The sequence below is a fragment of the Sphingobacterium sp. IITKGP-BTPF85 genome (assembly GCF_001006065.1).
In the GTDB taxonomy this organism is placed as follows: Bacteria; Bacteroidota; Bacteroidia; order Sphingobacteriales; family Sphingobacteriaceae; genus Sphingobacterium; species Sphingobacterium anhuiense.
Map to the genome: position 1 here is coordinate 1 of NZ_ASZT02000122.1, position 16,350 is coordinate 16,350.

Annotated in this window: 21 protein-coding genes; 16 read left to right on the plus strand and 5 right to left on the minus strand. The window is 36.4% G+C overall.

Going from position 1 to position 16,350, the window contains the following annotated elements; all coding sequences use genetic code 11:
- The first annotated feature begins 162 nt into the window (after positions 1–162).
- The 4 genes from L950_RS19135 to L950_RS30720 all read left to right on the plus strand — a co-directional run bounded on the left by L950_RS19135 (position 163) and on the right by L950_RS30720 (position 2,403).
- Entirely contained in the window at positions 163–354 is a 192-nt protein-coding gene (locus L950_RS19135) for a hypothetical protein (RefSeq protein ID WP_021190072.1), read from the plus strand.
- 60 nt (positions 355–414) lie between these two features.
- Positions 415–1,170, plus strand: coding sequence for a Ku protein (locus L950_RS19140; RefSeq protein WP_021190073.1), 756 nt, complete (start codon positions 415–417; stop codon positions 1,168–1,170).
- Positions 1,171–1,429: 259 nt separating this feature from the next.
- On the plus strand, positions 1,430–2,023 hold the full coding sequence (locus L950_RS30715; protein WP_052764479.1) for an alpha/beta fold hydrolase: 594 nt from the start codon (positions 1,430–1,432) through the stop codon (positions 2,021–2,023).
- Positions 2,020–2,403, plus strand: a complete 384-nt coding sequence (locus L950_RS30720; RefSeq protein WP_052764480.1) for an alpha/beta hydrolase — start codon at positions 2,020–2,022, stop codon at positions 2,401–2,403. Before L950_RS30715 ends, L950_RS30720 begins: the two co-directional genes overlap by 4 nt.
- Before the next feature lie 69 nt (positions 2,404–2,472).
- On the opposite strand, the gene L950_RS19150 is transcribed toward L950_RS30720, so the two are convergent.
- Positions 2,473–3,561, minus strand: a complete 1,089-nt coding sequence (locus L950_RS19150; RefSeq protein ID WP_021190074.1) for a DUF4476 domain-containing protein — start codon at positions 3,559–3,561, stop codon at positions 2,473–2,475.
- 238 nt (positions 3,562–3,799) lie between these two features.
- Here L950_RS19150 and L950_RS19155 point away from each other — a divergent pair, with 238 nt between their 5' ends.
- The 4 genes from L950_RS19155 (at position 3,800) to L950_RS19170 (ending at position 6,074) form a co-directional block, all read left to right on the plus strand.
- A complete protein-coding gene (locus tag L950_RS19155; protein WP_021190075.1) occupies positions 3,800–4,066 on the plus strand; it encodes a hypothetical protein in 267 nt (88 codons plus the stop codon).
- A gap of 137 nt (positions 4,067–4,203) precedes the next feature.
- The gene (locus L950_RS19160) at positions 4,204–4,965 is read left to right on the plus strand and encodes a TlpA family protein disulfide reductase (RefSeq protein ID WP_021190076.1); all 762 of its coding nucleotides are present in this window, start codon (positions 4,204–4,206) and stop codon (positions 4,963–4,965) included.
- Positions 4,966–5,114: 149 nt separating this feature from the next.
- Entirely contained in the window at positions 5,115–5,747 is a 633-nt protein-coding gene (locus tag L950_RS19165) for a SatD family protein (RefSeq protein WP_262507147.1), read from the plus strand.
- A 45-nt stretch (positions 5,748–5,792) separates the two neighbouring features.
- Positions 5,793–6,074 (plus strand): hypothetical protein, encoded by a 282-nt coding sequence (locus tag L950_RS19170; RefSeq protein WP_021190078.1) that lies wholly within the window; start codon positions 5,793–5,795, stop codon positions 6,072–6,074.
- A 39-nt stretch (positions 6,075–6,113) separates the two neighbouring features.
- Here the strand turns inward: L950_RS19170 and L950_RS19175 are convergent, their stop codons facing one another.
- The 4 genes from L950_RS19175 to L950_RS19190 all read right to left on the minus strand — a co-directional run bounded on the left by L950_RS19175 (position 6,114) and on the right by L950_RS19190 (position 10,692).
- Positions 6,114–7,019 carry an AraC family transcriptional regulator gene (locus tag L950_RS19175; protein ID WP_021190079.1) on the minus strand — a complete coding sequence of 302 codons (906 nt, stop codon included), beginning with the start codon at positions 7,017–7,019 and terminating at the stop codon, positions 6,114–6,116.
- Between the two features lie 253 nt (positions 7,020–7,272).
- Entirely contained in the window at positions 7,273–8,295 is a 1,023-nt protein-coding gene (locus L950_RS19180; protein ID WP_021190080.1) for an AraC family transcriptional regulator, read from the minus strand.
- Between the two features lie 174 nt (positions 8,296–8,469).
- Complete coding sequence (locus tag L950_RS19185; protein WP_021190081.1) at positions 8,470–9,525, minus strand: sugar phosphate isomerase/epimerase family protein; 1,056 nt, start codon at positions 9,523–9,525, stop codon at positions 8,470–8,472.
- 3 nt (positions 9,526–9,528) lie between these two features.
- Complete coding sequence (locus L950_RS19190; RefSeq protein ID WP_031288329.1) at positions 9,529–10,692, minus strand: Gfo/Idh/MocA family protein; 1,164 nt, start codon at positions 10,690–10,692, stop codon at positions 9,529–9,531.
- Between the two features lie 552 nt (positions 10,693–11,244).
- Between L950_RS19190 and L950_RS30725 the strand changes: the two genes are divergently transcribed.
- The 8 genes from L950_RS30725 to L950_RS19210 form a co-directional block, all read left to right on the plus strand.
- A complete protein-coding gene (locus L950_RS30725) occupies positions 11,245–11,553 on the plus strand; it encodes a c-type cytochrome domain-containing protein (protein ID WP_197086555.1) in 309 nt (102 codons plus the stop codon).
- Positions 11,554–11,636: 83 nt separating this feature from the next.
- On the plus strand, positions 11,637–13,478 hold the full coding sequence (locus L950_RS19195) for a DUF1549 and DUF1553 domain-containing protein (RefSeq protein ID WP_197086556.1): 1,842 nt from the start codon (positions 11,637–11,639) through the stop codon (positions 13,476–13,478).
- Positions 13,479–13,481: 3 nt separating this feature from the next.
- On the plus strand, positions 13,482–13,667 hold the full coding sequence (locus L950_RS30730; protein ID WP_197086557.1) for a hypothetical protein: 186 nt from the start codon (positions 13,482–13,484) through the stop codon (positions 13,665–13,667).
- A complete protein-coding gene (locus tag L950_RS37480; RefSeq protein WP_197086560.1) occupies positions 13,667–13,738 on the plus strand; it encodes a hypothetical protein in 72 nt (23 codons plus the stop codon). Before L950_RS30730 ends, L950_RS37480 begins: the two co-directional genes overlap by 1 nt.
- Entirely contained in the window at positions 13,735–14,931 is a 1,197-nt protein-coding gene (locus L950_RS19200; protein ID WP_197086558.1) for a DUF1501 domain-containing protein, read from the plus strand. Before L950_RS37480 ends, L950_RS19200 begins: the two co-directional genes overlap by 4 nt.
- Before the next feature lie 11 nt (positions 14,932–14,942).
- The gene (locus L950_RS30740; RefSeq protein ID WP_197086559.1) at positions 14,943–15,530 is read left to right on the plus strand and encodes a hypothetical protein; all 588 of its coding nucleotides are present in this window, start codon (positions 14,943–14,945) and stop codon (positions 15,528–15,530) included.
- Positions 15,531–15,672: 142 nt separating this feature from the next.
- The gene (locus tag L950_RS30745) at positions 15,673–15,966 is read left to right on the plus strand and encodes a hypothetical protein (RefSeq protein ID WP_021190083.1); all 294 of its coding nucleotides are present in this window, start codon (positions 15,673–15,675) and stop codon (positions 15,964–15,966) included.
- A gap of 7 nt (positions 15,967–15,973) precedes the next feature.
- Positions 15,974–16,350: DUF2231 domain-containing protein (locus L950_RS19210; protein ID WP_031288330.1), on the plus strand; the 377-nt coding region annotated here is incomplete at its 3' end.

Consider the following 16,350-nt stretch of genomic DNA (forward strand, 5'->3'; position numbering starts at 1 on the left):
TTTACATCAAAATAATCCGTAAAACAATTTAAAAATAACATGTTAAATTAAAACCATTTACAGATCAATATGTTATATATTTAAAGGATAGCAGTTATCATTTATTTAAAGCTATTCCAAATCAGTCAACAACGAAAAACATCAATATTTAATTTTAAAGCTATGAGCAACACTGACTTAGATTCTGTACAAATGCCAGAGGGTTATCTTGAAAAAGTATACCTTTCGGCGCTAGAAATTGCACGAAGAGAAGGATTTATAGAAGGCGAACGACACCTAAGAGAAGCCTTAACGCAATTTCCGGAATACATCGATCAAGTATTAAGGAGGCTAAAACAGACTTGCTCCCTATAAACTGGAGATAAACTTTTAAAGAATTTAATTCCTAGTTGTAAACAGTAAAATTCATTCACTATGCGCGCTATTTGGACGGGAGCTATAGGATTTGGGCTCGTTAATATTCCAGTAAAATTATACAGTGCTACGGAAAGTAGCAGTCTAGATCTGGATATGCTCGATCGTAAAGACCAAGCTAATATTAAATTTAAAAGAGTAAACGAAAAAACCGGAAAAGAAGTTGTTTGGGAAAACATTGTGAAAGGATATTTTCTTAAAGATCATTATGTCATCTTAGAAGATGCTGACTTTGAAGAAGCGAGTCCAGAAAAAACAAAGATTATTGGCTTACATGCTTTTGTACAACTCAACGAAGTTGATAGCATCTATTTTGACACTCCTTATTATCTTGAACCTCAAAAAGGTGGCGAAAAAGCGTATCAATTACTCACAAAAGCACTTGAAAAGAGTAAAACTGCTGGACTTGGATCATTCGTCATGCGCAATGTTGAACACCTTGCCATAGTCAGACCCTACAAGGGCACATTATTGCTTAATAAGATCCGATATGAGCAAGAGATTAGGGCTATTTCTGAGTTAAAGTTACCCACTACAATCAAAATTCAGAAGAATGAAATGGATATGGCTCTTCAACTCATAAAACAACATAGCAAACCATTTGACATCAGTAAATACAAGAATGAATATACTGAAGATCTGCTAAAAATAATCAAACAAAAAGATAAAGGAAAAAGAGCAACAATCAGAAAAATTAGTATAGACAATACGAAGGCCAGCGATCTACTCGCCAAGCTAAAAGCAAGTCTCGCATAAATGACCATATTTTACGAAAAGAACTTTTGAATAAAAAATACATGTTATCTCAGCGTAAGAAACGTCTTATCAATAAATCATAATTTCACAAGCATTCTCAATCATCTATAAAAGACAATTTCTAGAATTAGGTAAAAAAGACTTATCTTACATCTGTTTATTGTTTGTGAATCAATAGGCCATAATTTTGGATTAAAGATCAAGCATCAAGCATTTTAAATAGATATTTTTAGGATTTACCCCAATTGATTTATTAAACATGATACATCTTGAATCTAGTTTTCATGAGATTACAGATACCATAGGCGGTACACATGACATCTTTAAAACTCTTTACTTCCCCACGGAAAAAAAAGCCAAAGCAACAATACTCATATTGCACGGCATGCAGGAACATAGTGGACGTTATGATGATTTTGCAAGATTTCTCGCAACAAACGGCTTTTTAGTAATGACCTATGATCATCTGGGACATGGTCGCTCCGTTAAAAATAAAGATGCATTAGGATTTATACAACGCGAAAACCCGGGAGTTAGATTAGTAGACGATGGTATTGAGATGGCAAAATTAATTGCAAAACAGTATCCCGATCTACCACATTTTATTATAGGACATTCTATGGGTTCTTTTATTACCCGTTGTGTTTTACAAGAAATTGGTGATCTATTCCATGGAGCCGTACTCATCGGTACAGGTACAATGGATAAATCCGCTGTTGTAGGAGAAAGACTACTCGCTTTATTGAACAAAATGTTTCCTAAAACCAGATCAAGTTTTATTAACTATTCATTTGGTGCATTTAATAATAAAAAATTTAAAAATGAACCTAACCAAAAAATAGCAACTGGTTGAGTTTAGCAAAAGAAAACCGTGACCATTTTTTAGCTGATACACTATGTGGAATTCCATTTTCCAACAACGCTTTTTATGCGACTGCATATGTTGCCAATCGTGGTTCCGGTCCAAACTGGACGGATGGCATTCCAAATCAACTTCCATTTCTATTAGAAAGCGGTAAAGAAGATCCTATAGGTAATTTTGGAAAAGGTGTTATTAAGACCGCTGAAGACCTTATGGACCATGGTAATCAGGATGTAAAATACCACCTGCATCCCATGATGCGTCATGAACTTCTCAATGAATCGATCAAAGAAAAGGTATATATCGAAATCTTACAATGGCTTGAAAGTAAATTGCCTTTTGAATCGATCTCTGTGACTGAGCATCCTTAAGTCTCAAAAATAAGGATCGCTATATTTAGCGATCCTTATTTGATTAGAGCTTTACTTATTTTTGATTTCTCACAAATGCTGTGAATTTATCTTTGTAATCCAAGAAAGTAACTCTTCTAACAAGGTTGCATAATTACGTTTATCTATACAATTCGGATACAGCTTTTGTGCTGCAGATAGCTTTCCCTGATCCCAACTTAGTTCTTTGAGAATTCTTTTAATCGAAGCAACAGGAAAAGCGACCTTTCCACTTACAGTTCCGAGTACTTTAAGTTTGTCGTCATCAAATCCATTCTGTCTCATTGCTTTAATCAGATCATTCAGCTCAACCTCAGTCATTCTCTCCAGATAATCACGATCGACAGGTTGATTTTTTATAAAATCCATCAATTTATTTTTACTATCTCCAAAAGCAAGTTGATCAGTTAAGGTCATATAGTTTCTTTTTTCCGGGCAATTAGAATAGGCCATTTTTGCAAAAGCAATCTTACCCTCATCCCAAGAAAACTTCTTAAGTACCTCTCTGATTTGATTCACCGAAAATGCAACCTGAGGAGCAGTCATACCAGCTATTTTCAATTTGTCATTATCGAATCCAGCTTGATCTATCGTTTTCAAAAAAGCATTAAACTCTGCATTCGTCATTTGTTCTCCATAATAATCATCACCACCAGATCCTGGATCAAACTCTCCCTCAATCATTTGCTTAGGGCGACCGTAAATAAATACATTTGCTGTACGCGAGTCAGGCATATCCTCTTCTGCAGGAAATAAAGCATACAAAGTCAAACTACGAGTTCTGTTACTTCTGGAAGCATTAGCCAAATAAGTCAAATCCAAAAAAGAACCTTCTTCATTAACCATTGAAATACCCCTTTTTAAAAGTGTCGATTTTTCTCTTCCGACAAAATCAACCTGAATATCGTAGCTATGGTCTTTCATGCGCTCCACTCTGATTTGTTTCGTGGGCCGTTCGTTATACTGAATTCCATTGATGTATAAGTAGAATGCTTCCTGATCCGAAAATACAGTTACATTTCCTCCTCGACTACTTCGATTTTGACCGTGAACAAGGCAAAAGCAAAACAAAAAAACAGCAATTAAATAAGATTTCTTTAACATAAAAAAGGATTGATGGTGTCCATATTCGACAGACATAAATATAAAAGGATTAACGCAAGTAACAATTTATTTTAATAGAGATGATTGATTCGCATTCTTATTAAAAATGCTTTATTTAAAAATTTCATTCATTTAGATCTCTCGTCATCTTTAATAATCAATACATTATACAACTAAATTTCCCCATTAATGAGATATAGTGAAATTTAATCTTTATATTCATTTAGTGATAAGAAATATATCATTATAAACCAATATAAAATCCTATTAATATATGACACAAGTAGTCAAAATTATCTTGTTTATTATTTTTTGTCAGGTAACTGCGCAAGCACAAGAAGTGACCATTTATGGAAATGTTTATGGAAAAAATCCTATTCCAAAATATATTTATCGTTTATATGAAAGTAGCAAATTAGATCAGCAGCAAATCGTAAATGAGCGTTTTAGCTTTAAATTAGAAAAAGAAATAACGAAAGATATTTCGGGCTCGGAAACTTTTATAGTTTCTGATTCGATTTATAAAGATTTAATGCATTAAATATCGCTTTTAGCAATGGGGACATTAATCCCAATAGAGATTTAATCTCCATAATTATTGATCGTAAAAATATAAATTGCAGTATCGATAATGACACAAAAATTGTATATGTTAAAAATTCTATTTTAAATGAGGAGATGCAAAAAATCGTAGCAATAAATAGGGAATTTGGCGATCCGCTATTACAAACTGATAATAGCCGTCAAGAAGAATGGGATAATAACAAACTAGCGCAATATTTAGTTATTTTGAATAATTATCCTCAATCGTTGGTTTCCTATGAGATGTTATTATCCATGATAGCTAATCCCTCGTTTTACTATATAAATTCGGGGCATGTATTCAAAAATCGAGAACAAATTTTAAACACGGTTTTACGCATCGATACTGCTACTATTGGAAGCAAAAAAGCAACCTTGCTCTATAATGCCTATGACAACATGATTTTAACCTATAGCGATAAGAAAAACGCTCTATTTCCTTTAATCAAATTAACATCTCAAAATAAAAAGGTTAAAAGTCTAAAAGAAGTTAGTGGTAATTCTAACTATCTAGTTATCGATTTTTGGCACACTGCATGTGGCCCTTGTAGACAGCAACATCCCGAATTCTCAAGAATATCAAAAGCATATGCAGATCAAAGTGAATTAAAGTTTATAAGCATATCGATGGACAGTAAAATGCAGGATTGGAGATCATATTTACAAAACCACAATTTTAACTTTATCAATTATTGGTTAGATTCAAAGCAATACCCGGCTTTCCAAGTTGAAGCCGGCATAGTGTCATACCCTCGTTATATTCTAGTCGATATGAGAACCAATCGGATTGTAAATGGTAATATCAAAATAGAACATCTAACAACAGTATTAGAAAATCTACTTAAAGAAAACTCATAAACATTTCAAAATACTAATCAGTCATGGTCAAGAGCTATTAAAAAAATGCTTCCATGTTTTTTATAATTTCATTTTTAATGAAATAAAACACTTTGTTTCATTATATTTGACATAAAGTAATAAAAATCATTTATCATGAAACACTTTATATTGATGAGCGATGTGATTGGAAGCGGTCAAAAAATCAAGCATTGTTGATGCAAAACTTTAAAGAAACAGTAAGCAAAATCAATCATGATTATGAAAACAGTCTATTATCTCCGCTTACCATCACACTTGGCGATGAATTTCAGGGACTAACAAAGGATTTAGAAACAGCATTAAATATCATTATCGCACTAGAAGAAGAAATTATCATACAAGGGTTTGATTTTCAATTACGCTACGTGCTTATTTACGGTGATATTGAAACCAACATTAATAAGAGAATCGCCTATGAAATGTTAGGTGAAGGATTACGCGATGCACGATACAAACTCAACAGTATGAAGACCAATTCTCAAAGATTTTACATACAGATCGGAGATATTAATTTAGACTCTCTTCTAAACAATACATTTCTTATCTTCGAAAATATCATTGACAAATGGAATCCCGAGAAAGATTATAATTTAATCTCTGCATTTATTAAATTTAATGATTATAAGATTGTTGCTGAAAAAATAAATAAAACGAGATCTCAGATTTGGAAACGTGAGAAAACTTTAAATATTTCATCTTATGAAGCAACTAAAACAATTTTAAAATCAATAAGTAAACTGCCCCATGCACTTCGTTTATAAAATAATAATCATTCTTTTTTCAGAAGTCCTTCTTAGTCTTCTATTTTGCTTTTCACGCCTAAATCGGTCAACAACAAAAAGTTTGATCCTAAATCTACAGTAAAAGGTATTTTGGAACGTTTATTTATGACTTATAGTTTATGTCAAGGTTTTCCACATGTGCTCACACTCTTTGGCGCTTTAAAATTAGGAACAAGACTTAAACGCGCGGATAAAGAAGACACTCCTGAAAACATCAAAAAAGAAGCGGCTTATAATGACTATTATCTGATCGGAAATTTAATTTCCGTAGCCCTAAGCATATTCTATTATACATTATTTAAGTAAAATGGATCATTGCACTGCCATCCAAATCTAAAGAAAAAATTACACAGTTGCCAGAGAACTTCCTTTGCTAACATGATGATAGGCATTTATATAAGCTTTTGGTGATTGCCCAACCACACTTTTAAAAGCCCGGTTAAAATTTGTCAAGCTATTAAATCCCACTTGATATGCAACGCCAGATATACGGTCCTTATGTTTTCCTGTCAATAAGCTTTTGCAGGCATCATTAATTCTGATCTCATTAAGAAAGGTAACAAAAGTATTTCCGGTATGTTTTTTAAAATAACGGCAGAAAGCCTGAGGTGTCATATGTGCCTCATTTGCAACATCCTCTAAAGTAATCTGACTATTAAAATTTTGCATGATATAATTGATAATAGCATCAAACCGAACTCCTTCATTCGCATTAAGATCAGACGAATACACATCGGTACTTAATGGTAACAAATGAGGTGACATTTCTTTCAATTGGTTCAATAAGCTTAGTAACTGTAACAGCACATCCACACCGCTAGCATTGTGAAGTTGTAGCATTAGATTTGCAATTTCGACCGTATACCTGCCCGGTATCTGAAAGCCTTGTTTATTCTGATTTAAGAAAGAACGTAACACATGCATCTCTGGCAATTGGAATAAACCCGATAATATACCCGAAAGGTTAAAATATAATGAACATGCTTTCACTTTTAACCGATCTTTCATTGTGAAATATTCCGGATTGGATTTAAATACATGAGGGACATTTGCTCCAATTAGAAAAATATCTCCTGAACGAAAACTATGCATATTATTTCCAACCAGTAAAGTTCCTTCACCTTGTTCTACCCAAATAATTTCGTATTCATTATGATGATGCATATGCTGATAGAAATGTGGCAATTCAACTCTTTCCGATAGCATACTCTTACCATCAGGTATAAGCAAAGTAAATGGAAGTACTTTCATATTAATTGATCTTATTGGTGGTTTAGTTGGTGATTAAATTCCCTATTTACAATCACATGTTGCACATTATTCCTCTTTATAATTTCTATCGACTTATCACGTCACTAAACTAAAGAATAAAAAAAATGTATTGACAATGCTAAAAATAGCACTAAAAAACATGCAACATGTTTAATATATACCGTTGTTGAATAATGAACATATTTCCATTCTTCAAAACCACCATTTCGCTTTCACAAAAAGAAATCAGAATTTAAGCAGTCTTTCCCACATATCCATTTCTAAATCTGCTGCGGTATTCGCTCGGGCTGCATTTATATCTTTTTTTAAAGGCAGTAGCAAAATATTGAGAACTAGTAAAACCACAAGAATAACCAAGGTTGGTTACGTGTTCTTCCTCCTGATCAATCAGCATTTTTGCCGCAGTTTCCAATCTGATATTAATTAAATAATTGACAGGAGTCATATTTGTTAAATGCTTACAATATTTAGAAAGACTCGTTTTTCCAAGTCCACAGTGTTCTGCCATATCTTCAAGTGTCCATGATTTTTCAAAATCGGTACGCAAATGGTTTAAAAAGATTTCAACAGTTCTTAGATTATGTGTTAACGATTGGTCAAACTCAATATCACCCTTTTTAAAAAGACTTAATATTTCCAGCAGTAAGCTGTTGATTAAGATATTAAGCCTAGACTGCGGAATTTCTATTTCCGCATGATCCAGGCACTTCCCTATCTCAATAAAACATTCTTGTATTTTCTTATCCGATTGCCAAACCCTAACATCATTCTCACGTAAGATCTTTGTCAGATATTCTAAATCTTCTTTTGAAAGAATGATCCAGTCAGGCCACTTCCATTCCTGATGAGGTTGCCTCACACCAACATCAATAATAATCCAGTATTGCTTACCTATCGTTACGATCGGATTACCGACCTTATGTAATTGCCACGGTTTAGTTATGGTTAAGCTACCGGGGTGAAGATGAACAGTCTCACTTTCAGTAGAAAAATATAAACTACCAGACTCCATAAACGAAAATTCTATTCCTTCATTCCGGTGCCAGTCCAACCCCCAGTTCTGATCAGTTTTAGCATCCCAATAACCCATACTATAAATTCCCGGCAAAATAGCATCCGGTAATTCCTGTCCTGGATAATCAAATCGACTAAGACCTTTCATCTGCACAGCCCCGTTCTCCGAAGCATGAATTAACGGTTCACAACGATCAGGCTGATAGTAATCATAAAAATTCTTTATTTGCGTTTTTCTCATGAATTAATCCAATTGGCATCGATCTTCTAATTTAATGATCATTTGACTATCATTCCAAAAATGCGACGATAATATTACACATCGACACGTAAAAACAATTTAAGGAATACGAATAAGGGGTGTCTATTAAAAATAATAGCCCCCCCTTATTAAAGATTTATATATGAAAATATACTAAACCAATCCAATCAATTTTCTATTGTAAGCTTCATCACTCCCTGTTGAAGCAAAATCGTCAAAAGCCTTATCTGTAACATGAATGATGTGATCGGCAATAAATTTAGCACCTTCTATTGCACCATCTTCAGGATGTTTCAGTGCACACTCCCACTCCATCACAGCCCATCCTTTGTAATCATAAGCTGCTAGTTTACTGAATATCGATTTAAAGTCTACCTGTCCATCACCAAGCGAACGAAAACGGCCTGCGCGGTCTATCCAATTGGAATATCCGCCGTATACACCTTGCTTACCTGTTGGATTAAACTCGGCATCTTTGACATGAAACATCTTAATACGCTCATGATAATGATCGATATAAGAAAGGTAATCCATTGCTTGTAAAACAAAGTGCGAAGGATCATACAATAAACAGGCTCTCGCATGGTTATTTACCTTTTCAAGAAAACGCTCATAACTTACCCCATCATGTAAATCTTCTCCAGGATGGATTTCATAACAAAGATCAATCCCGTGATCCTCGTAAACATTTAAGATTGGAAGCCAACGCTTTGCCAATTCATTAAAACCGGTTTCAACTAATCCCGTAGGACGCTGAGGCCAGGGATAAACTGTATGCCATAACAAAGCACCACTGAAGGTCGCAACGGCATCTAAACCCATATGCTGAGAAGCCTTAGCGGCATATTTCACCTGCTCTACTGCCCATTCTGTTCTTGCCTTAGGATTTTTATGATACTTTTCCGGAGCAAAACCATCAAACTGATCATCATATACCGGATGTACTGCAACCAATTGTCCTTGGAGATGTGTACTCAACTCTGTTACTTCGAGTCCATAGCTATTGACAATACCTTTTATCTCTTGTGCATAATCCTTACTTTCAGCTGCAAGTTGTAAGTCAAAATAAGAAGTTGCCCAAGTTGGTATCTGCACGCCTCTAAATCCAATCTTTTGCGCCCACTGACAAATGGATTCTAAATTATCAAATGGAGGATTTTCTCCCAAAAATTGGGCTAAAAATATACCAGGTCCTTTAAGTGTTTGCATTTTCTAATTATTTATTTCAAAAACAGTCCATTTTTCATTACTATCACCACTTTTAATAACCGTATCAATAAAAGCCATTCCTCTGATACCCTCATCGACTGAAGGAAAATCTAATAAATCTGAAGGATTCTCACCATCCAATCGCGCCGATAAAGTCAACGAGAAACTACGATACAAATTTGCGAACGCTTCAAGATATCCCTCCGGATGTCCGGCAGGTGTTCTGCAATTAAATTTCGCAATATCAGAAAGAAAACCATTTGTTCCTGCCCGATACGTTTGGGTGGGTTCTGTATGCCATTTTACAAGTAAAGTGTTGGGCTCCATCTGAGCCCATTCAATTCCGCCTTTTTCACCATATAAACGAATCTTTAATGCATTTTCTTCACCTGCAGCGACCTGCGAGGCCATAAGTACACCAGCGGCACCATTGTCAAATTTCAACAAAACATTTCCATCATCTTCCAATCTTCGTCCCTCTACCATCGTATTCAGATCTGCACAAAGATGTGATATTTTCAAACCAGAAATATACTCCGCTAAATGTGCTGCATGGGTACCGATATCACCCATAGCTCCACTTTTCCCTGATTTTTTCGGGTCAGTTCGCCAAGCGGCACCTGCATTACCTTCACGTTCGGTGAGCGTACTTAGCCATCCTTGCGGATATTCCACATATATTTTACGGATTTTACCAAAAGCATTATCTTCAACCATCTGCTTAGCCTGCTTTACCATAGGGTATCCAGAATAAGTATGTGTCAACATCAGAAGCAAGCCCGTTTCTTCTACCTTCTTTTTCAACTGTAGAGCTTCGTCTAGACTAAAAGTTATCGGTTTTTCAATAACGACATGGAAGCCATTATCCAATGCCAACATAGCAGGGGCGAAATGCGCAAAATTAGGTGTCACGATTGTCACAAAATCCATACGTTCATCAGCAGGTAATTGCCGCTCCTTCTCAATCATTTCTTCAAAATTGAGATAAGTTCGGTTTTCAGGAAGAAATAACGCTTTTCCGCTCTCCTTAGCTATTTCAGGATTAATACTTAAAGCTCCGCAAACGACCTCCACTAATCCGTCCATATGAGCCGCAATTCGATGTATTGCACCAATGAAAGCATCCTTGCCTCCACCGACCATTCCCATTCGTAGTTTTCTATTCATTTTATTGGTTTAATATTTTTTGATGTATTGATACTATTTCTACTCTTAATCTTCAACAGATACTATTTTACCCCAGGTTTAGTTTCATTTCTGAAAGACTATTTTTCACAGCCTCTACAAAGTAAATGATGGTTTTGATTGATTAAACAAACTAATAAAAATAAAGATACCGCTAAACAGCATGTAATTAATTCATTATATTAATAGAAAACAGGCAAATATTAACCTAAATAAATTTCAACAAATAAGTTACAAACCTAAAGATGGGCTTTAAATAAGTTTGAACGCATTATTGCAACACGATCTCACAAGAATGTTCATATAACATTAGTTTGGGGTAATATTGAGTCAGATTCTCCAGTTTCATCTGATTAAATTTGATTAAACCAGTGATTTATAAAAGTCACCAATTATAAACAAGCAAACCAATTGCGTATCACACGCAAGTACTAACAACTCGTAAATATGTATCGAAGACCTATTTATTCTATGCTCGTGATCTTCGCTTGTATATATATGATACAGGCATGCCATAGACCGTCATCAAATCAGATGAGTGAAGAACCTATACCTGACAGTATCAGCTATAATTTTCATGTCAGACCTATTCTTTCCGATAAATGTTTTGCATGCCATGGGCCCGACGCAAATAAACGCGATGCAGATTTACGTCTCGATATACCTGAAGAAGCTTACAAAGCATTAAAGAGTAATGCCACAGCGCATGGTATTGTACCCTTTAAGCCTAAAAATTCTGAAGTTTTTTTGAGAATATCATCAAAAGACACATCCTATATAATGCCTCCTATTGCAACCAACCTCACTTTAACTGCAACAGAGATTGCTATTATTGAAAAGTGAATCAAGCAGGGGGCGAAATATAAAAAGCATTGGGCTTTCACTGCACCCAAAACTCCCATCATTCCCAAAGTAAAAAATACCAAATGGATAAAAATGAAATTGATTATTTTGTACTTGATAAACTAGAACATAAAAAAATAGCACCAAATCCCGAAGCTGACAAAGAACGATTACTTAGAAGAGTTAGTTTGGATATTACGGGGCTACCCCCATCATTGCAGATGATGGATAAATTTATGGCAGACAACAGTCCTAATGCCTACGAAAAGGTAATAGAAACCCTACTGGCAAGCCCTGCTTATGGAGAACGGATGGCTTTACACTGGATGGATGTTTCCAGATATGCAGATTCGCACGGTTACCAAGACGACAATTACCGTAGCCAGTGGCCATGGAGAGACTGGGTTATTCATGCTTTTAACAACAATACTCCTTATAATAAATTTATCAGCTGGCAACTCGCGGGCGACCTGATGCCTCAATCCTCTAAAGAACAGCTTTTAGCAACAGCTTTCAACCGAAATCATAAAATAACAGAAGAAGGTGGTGTAATCGATGAAGAATACCGTGTAGAATATGTGAAAGATAGAACAAATACCCTGGGAAAAGCTATCTTAGGAATCACCCTAGAGTGTGCGCAGTGCCATGATCATAAATATGACCCCTTTTCACAAAAAGAATATTTTCAAATGACCGCTTTCTTCAATAATGTCAAAGAAGTAGGACTCGAATCAACTGTTGGTGGGCCGGAGACATTCGCTAAAAAACCATTCATGGAAATCAGTAATGCTGATGTCCAAGACATCCTAAAGTTTGTCAACAAACAAGATACCAATAAGTTGATCGTATCTGTGATGGGTGATCAAGATACCCTCCGTAAAACCTACGTACTCAACAGAGGTGTGTATGATGCCCACGGAGAAGTCGTACAGGCAAGCACCCCTAAGTCAGTATTGGGATTTAGCGAAAAATATCCTAAAAATAGGCTTGGTTTAACGCAATGGTTATTTGACAAACAAAACCCCCTCACCTCGCGTGTATTTGTTAATCAAGTATGGCAGGAATATTTTGGTAGAGGTCTGGTCAAAACATCTGGCGATTTTGGAATGCAGGGAGAATTACCTTCACATCCAGAATTATTAGATTGGCTAGCAGTTGATTTTATGAATCATGGCTGGGACATCAAGCGACTAGTCAAACAGATCGTCCTCTCAGCAACATATAGACAATCTGCGGTAGTAGATCCTGACAAATTCAACGTTGACCCCGACAACATTTTTCTTGCTCGTGCTCCCCGTTACCGTATTCCGGCAGAACATGTCCGTGATGTCGTCTTATCCAGTAGTGGATTGTTGGTTCCAACCATCGGTGGTCCAAGTGTCAAACCCTATCAACCGGCAGGGCGATGGGAAGCGGCCACATCAGGTCGTGGATTATTGGCCTCATACCGACAAGACCATCAGGCAAGTTTATACCGACGAGGATTATACACATTCATAAAAAGAACGGTACCTCCTCCAGTGATGGCCATTTTCGATGCCAGTAATAGAGATCAGTGTGAAGTTAAGCGGCTTAATACCAACACTCCTCTTCAAGCACTTGCGATGTTGAATGATCCAACCGTACTTGAAGCTTCTCGAGTACTGGCCGCTCGCTTACTACAAGACAAAGGAACTCCGGAGACCAAAATAATAACCGCATTTCGTCGTATAGTCTGCCGTAAACCTAAGGAACAAGAAATAAAACGATTAACAACTTATTATGCCGACCAGTTAAATACATTCAAACAAAAAGCAAATGCTGATAAAGTCTTGGCCGTCGGAGAGTTTCCTATAGATCAGAAAGTCAATAAAACACAACTTGCTGCATTAATGGGCGTAATTACCATTATATACAATTTAGAAGAAACCATTACAAAATCCTAAATTATGGACAAAAATATTTTAGAACATGGTCTTAATTTCAATAGACGTCGATTCCTTTCAAAACTAAGTTTAGGCTTAGGCAGTGTAGCATTGGGATCTTTGCTCATTCCCGATCTATTTGAAGGAGGCTTTGAGCAAGCAGGACTTCCCTCGGGTATTCCAGATTTGCTCCTAAAGCAAAGCGTGTAATTTATCTCTTTCAGAATGGGGCTCCATCACAACTCGAATCTTTCGATTATAAACCAAACTCAGAGAAATGATGGGTCAAGAGCTTCCTGAATCCATACGGGGAGCACAAAGGCTTACAGGTATGACTGCCAATCAGGCGTCATTCCCTTTAGTAGGTTCCTACTATGATTTCAAACAATATGGAGAGTCGCGTGCATGGATCAGCGATTTATTTCCACATACAGCAAAAGTTGTTGACGATATCTGTATCATTAAATCTATGTTCACAGAAGCGATCAATCATGATCCCGCACTGACATTTTTTCAAAGTGGTGCACAACAAGGAAACAGACCCAGTATGGGTGCTTGGCTTAGTTATGGTCTAGGAAGTGAAAATAAAAACCTCCCGGCGTACACTGTATTATTATCACGCGGAAAAGGTAATGGTCAGGGTGTCTACTCCAAGTTGTGGAGCAACGGTTTTCTAGACTCGACCCATCAGGGCGTACAGTTCAGCAGTGGTGAAGATCCAGTGCTTTACCTAAAAGACCCTGATGGCTTAAATCGTTTTGAACGCAGAAAAATGCTTGATCAATTAGCCGCGATGAATGACCTCTCCTATCAGGAATTTGGCGATCCAGAGATCAATGCCAAGGTACAGCAATATGAAATGGCCTATCGTATGCAAACTGCAGTTCCAGAAGTCACTGATCTTTCTAAAGAACCCGATGATATCATCAAACTGTATGGCGCAGACTGCCTTAATCCCGGTACTTTTGCGGCCAATTGCCTACTTGCAAGAAAACTTAGTGAAAACGGAGTCCGTTTTGTTCAGCTCTATCATCAAGGTTGGGATCAACATGGTAACTTACCCACAGAAATGGCAGGTCAGGCAAAAGATGTAGACCAAGCATCGGCAGCATTAATTACAGATCTCAAACAAAGAGGTCTATTGGATGAAACACTCGTCATCTGGGGAGGAGAATTTGGACGAACCAATTACAGCCAAGGCGCCATGACCAAAGATAATTATGGGCGTGATCATCATCCCCGTTGCTTCAGTATATGGATGGCAGGTGGCGGAGTCAAACCAGGAATCGTATACGGTGAATCCGATGAACTAGGATATAACATCATCAAAGATCCTGTTCATGTGCATGACTTTCATGCCACAATCCTACATCAGCTCGGATTAAACCATGAAAAACTCACCTATAAACATCTAGGCAGACGTTATAGATTAACCGATGTCGCAGGAAAAGTAATCAATGACATATTAGTATAACCTTATTTTTTATGGAAAGAAGATCATTTATCAAAAATACAGCAACCTTATCTGCAAGTTTCTTCATTATGAAGGACCTCATGGCCAAACCAAAAGGTCCAATATACGGACATCATAACATGCGCTACACACTTGATAACAAATGGGGACAATTAAATCCGCTCAAAAACCCAGTAAATGACTGCCATGAAATGGTCCAAGATAAAAAAGGACGTATTATACTATTAACCAATGAAACTAAAAATAATATCTTAATTTATAACAAATCGGGTAAATTATTAAACTCCTGGGGCCATGATTTTCCAGGTGCACATGGATTGACCATCGCCAATGAAGGCAAACAAGAATCGCTATTTATTACAGATACCGATAGGCATCAGGTTTTTAAAACCACATTAGATGGCAACATATTAAAAACCATCGATTGTCCTATGGAAACCGGTTTATATCAAAAAAAGAAGAATTTGTGCCGACTGAAGTCGCTGTTGCAGACAATGGCGATTTCTATATTGCCGATGGTTATGGCTTGCAGTATGTCTTTCATTATAATGCTGACGGGAAGCTACAGGGCTACTTTGGAGGAAGAGGAAAAGAAGTAAAACATTTGGACAATGCTCATGGGGTTTGCGTAGATAAAAGAAGTGGAAATCCGACCTTACTGGTTACTGACCGTACACGCAACTGCTTTAAACGTTTTGATATGAACGGCAATCTCCTAGAAGTCATCGCATTGCCAGGAGCATGCATCTGCCGGCCAGTCATCAAAATGAAAATCTTTATGCTGCTGTTTTAAGATCTCCTGATCTCAATAAAGCAGACAGTGGTTTCGTTACGATTCTAGACAAAAACAATAAGGTAATATCCAATATTGGTGGTACCATCCCAGTATATAGCAATGGCACCTTACAGCCCATGGCCCAAGAATTACAAATATTACATAACCCACATGATGTTTGCATCGATGACGACGAAAATATCTACGTAGCACAATGGGCATCAGGAAAAGTATATCCCTATAAATTTACACGAGTCTAATTTTTATATGAAAATTACCTTCAAAGGATTTACAGAACATGCACTGTTTGCGCTAAATATTTTTATCATCTTTTTATTAATATTTGGAAAACAGATCTCGGTACCACTATGGCTTCAATCATTTGGAAGAATGCATCCCATGCTACTACATTTTCCAATTGTGCTATTGCTATTGGCGATGCTGCTTGAAATTTTTCGTTACAATAAATCCTATGCAACATTAACCCTATATCACAAATTTACATCGGGACTACTGCTAGGTGGTATTTTCTTGGCAACAGTAACGGTCATTATGGGTTTATTACTATCACAAGAAGATGGTTACAGCGGAAGTACCTTTACATGTCGGGCACAAATGGACCGGCGTAAGTCTTGTCTTTATAT

Coding starts and splice junctions, on each gene's coding strand:
- L950_RS19155 (WP_021190075.1), top strand. CDS start 3,800: ATGACACAAGTAGTCAAAATTATCTTGTTTATTATTTTTTGTCAGGTA.
- L950_RS19135 (WP_021190072.1), top strand. CDS start 163: ATGAGCAACACTGACTTAGATTCTGTACAAATGCCAGAGGGTTATCTT.
- L950_RS19185 (WP_021190081.1), bottom strand. CDS start 9,525: ATGCAAACACTTAAAGGACCTGGTATATTTTTAGCCCAATTTTTGGGA.
- L950_RS30715 (WP_052764479.1), top strand. CDS start 1,430: ATGATACATCTTGAATCTAGTTTTCATGAGATTACAGATACCATAGGC.
- L950_RS30730 (WP_197086557.1), top strand. CDS start 13,482: ATGGACAAAAATATTTTAGAACATGGTCTTAATTTCAATAGACGTCGA.
- L950_RS30725 (WP_197086555.1), top strand. CDS start 11,245: ATGAGTGAAGAACCTATACCTGACAGTATCAGCTATAATTTTCATGTC.
- L950_RS19180 (WP_021190080.1), bottom strand. CDS start 8,295: ATGAGAAAAACGCAAATAAAGAATTTTTATGATTACTATCAGCCTGAT.
- L950_RS30745 (WP_021190083.1), top strand. CDS start 15,673: ATGCATCTGCCGGCCAGTCATCAAAATGAAAATCTTTATGCTGCTGTT.
- L950_RS19190 (WP_031288329.1), bottom strand. CDS start 10,692: ATGAATAGAAAACTACGAATGGGAATGGTCGGTGGAGGCAAGGATGCT.
- L950_RS19150 (WP_021190074.1), bottom strand. CDS start 3,561: ATGTCTGTCGAATATGGACACCATCAATCCTTTTTTATGTTAAAGAAA.
- L950_RS19200 (WP_197086558.1), top strand. CDS start 13,735: ATGATGGGTCAAGAGCTTCCTGAATCCATACGGGGAGCACAAAGGCTT.
- L950_RS19140 (WP_021190073.1), top strand. CDS start 415: ATGCGCGCTATTTGGACGGGAGCTATAGGATTTGGGCTCGTTAATATT.
- L950_RS19160 (WP_021190076.1), top strand. CDS start 4,204: ATGCAAAAAATCGTAGCAATAAATAGGGAATTTGGCGATCCGCTATTA.
- L950_RS19195 (WP_197086556.1), top strand. CDS start 11,637: ATGGATAAAAATGAAATTGATTATTTTGTACTTGATAAACTAGAACAT.
- L950_RS19175 (WP_021190079.1), bottom strand. CDS start 7,019: ATGAAAGTACTTCCATTTACTTTGCTTATACCTGATGGTAAGAGTATG.
- L950_RS30740 (WP_197086559.1), top strand. CDS start 14,943: ATGGAAAGAAGATCATTTATCAAAAATACAGCAACCTTATCTGCAAGT.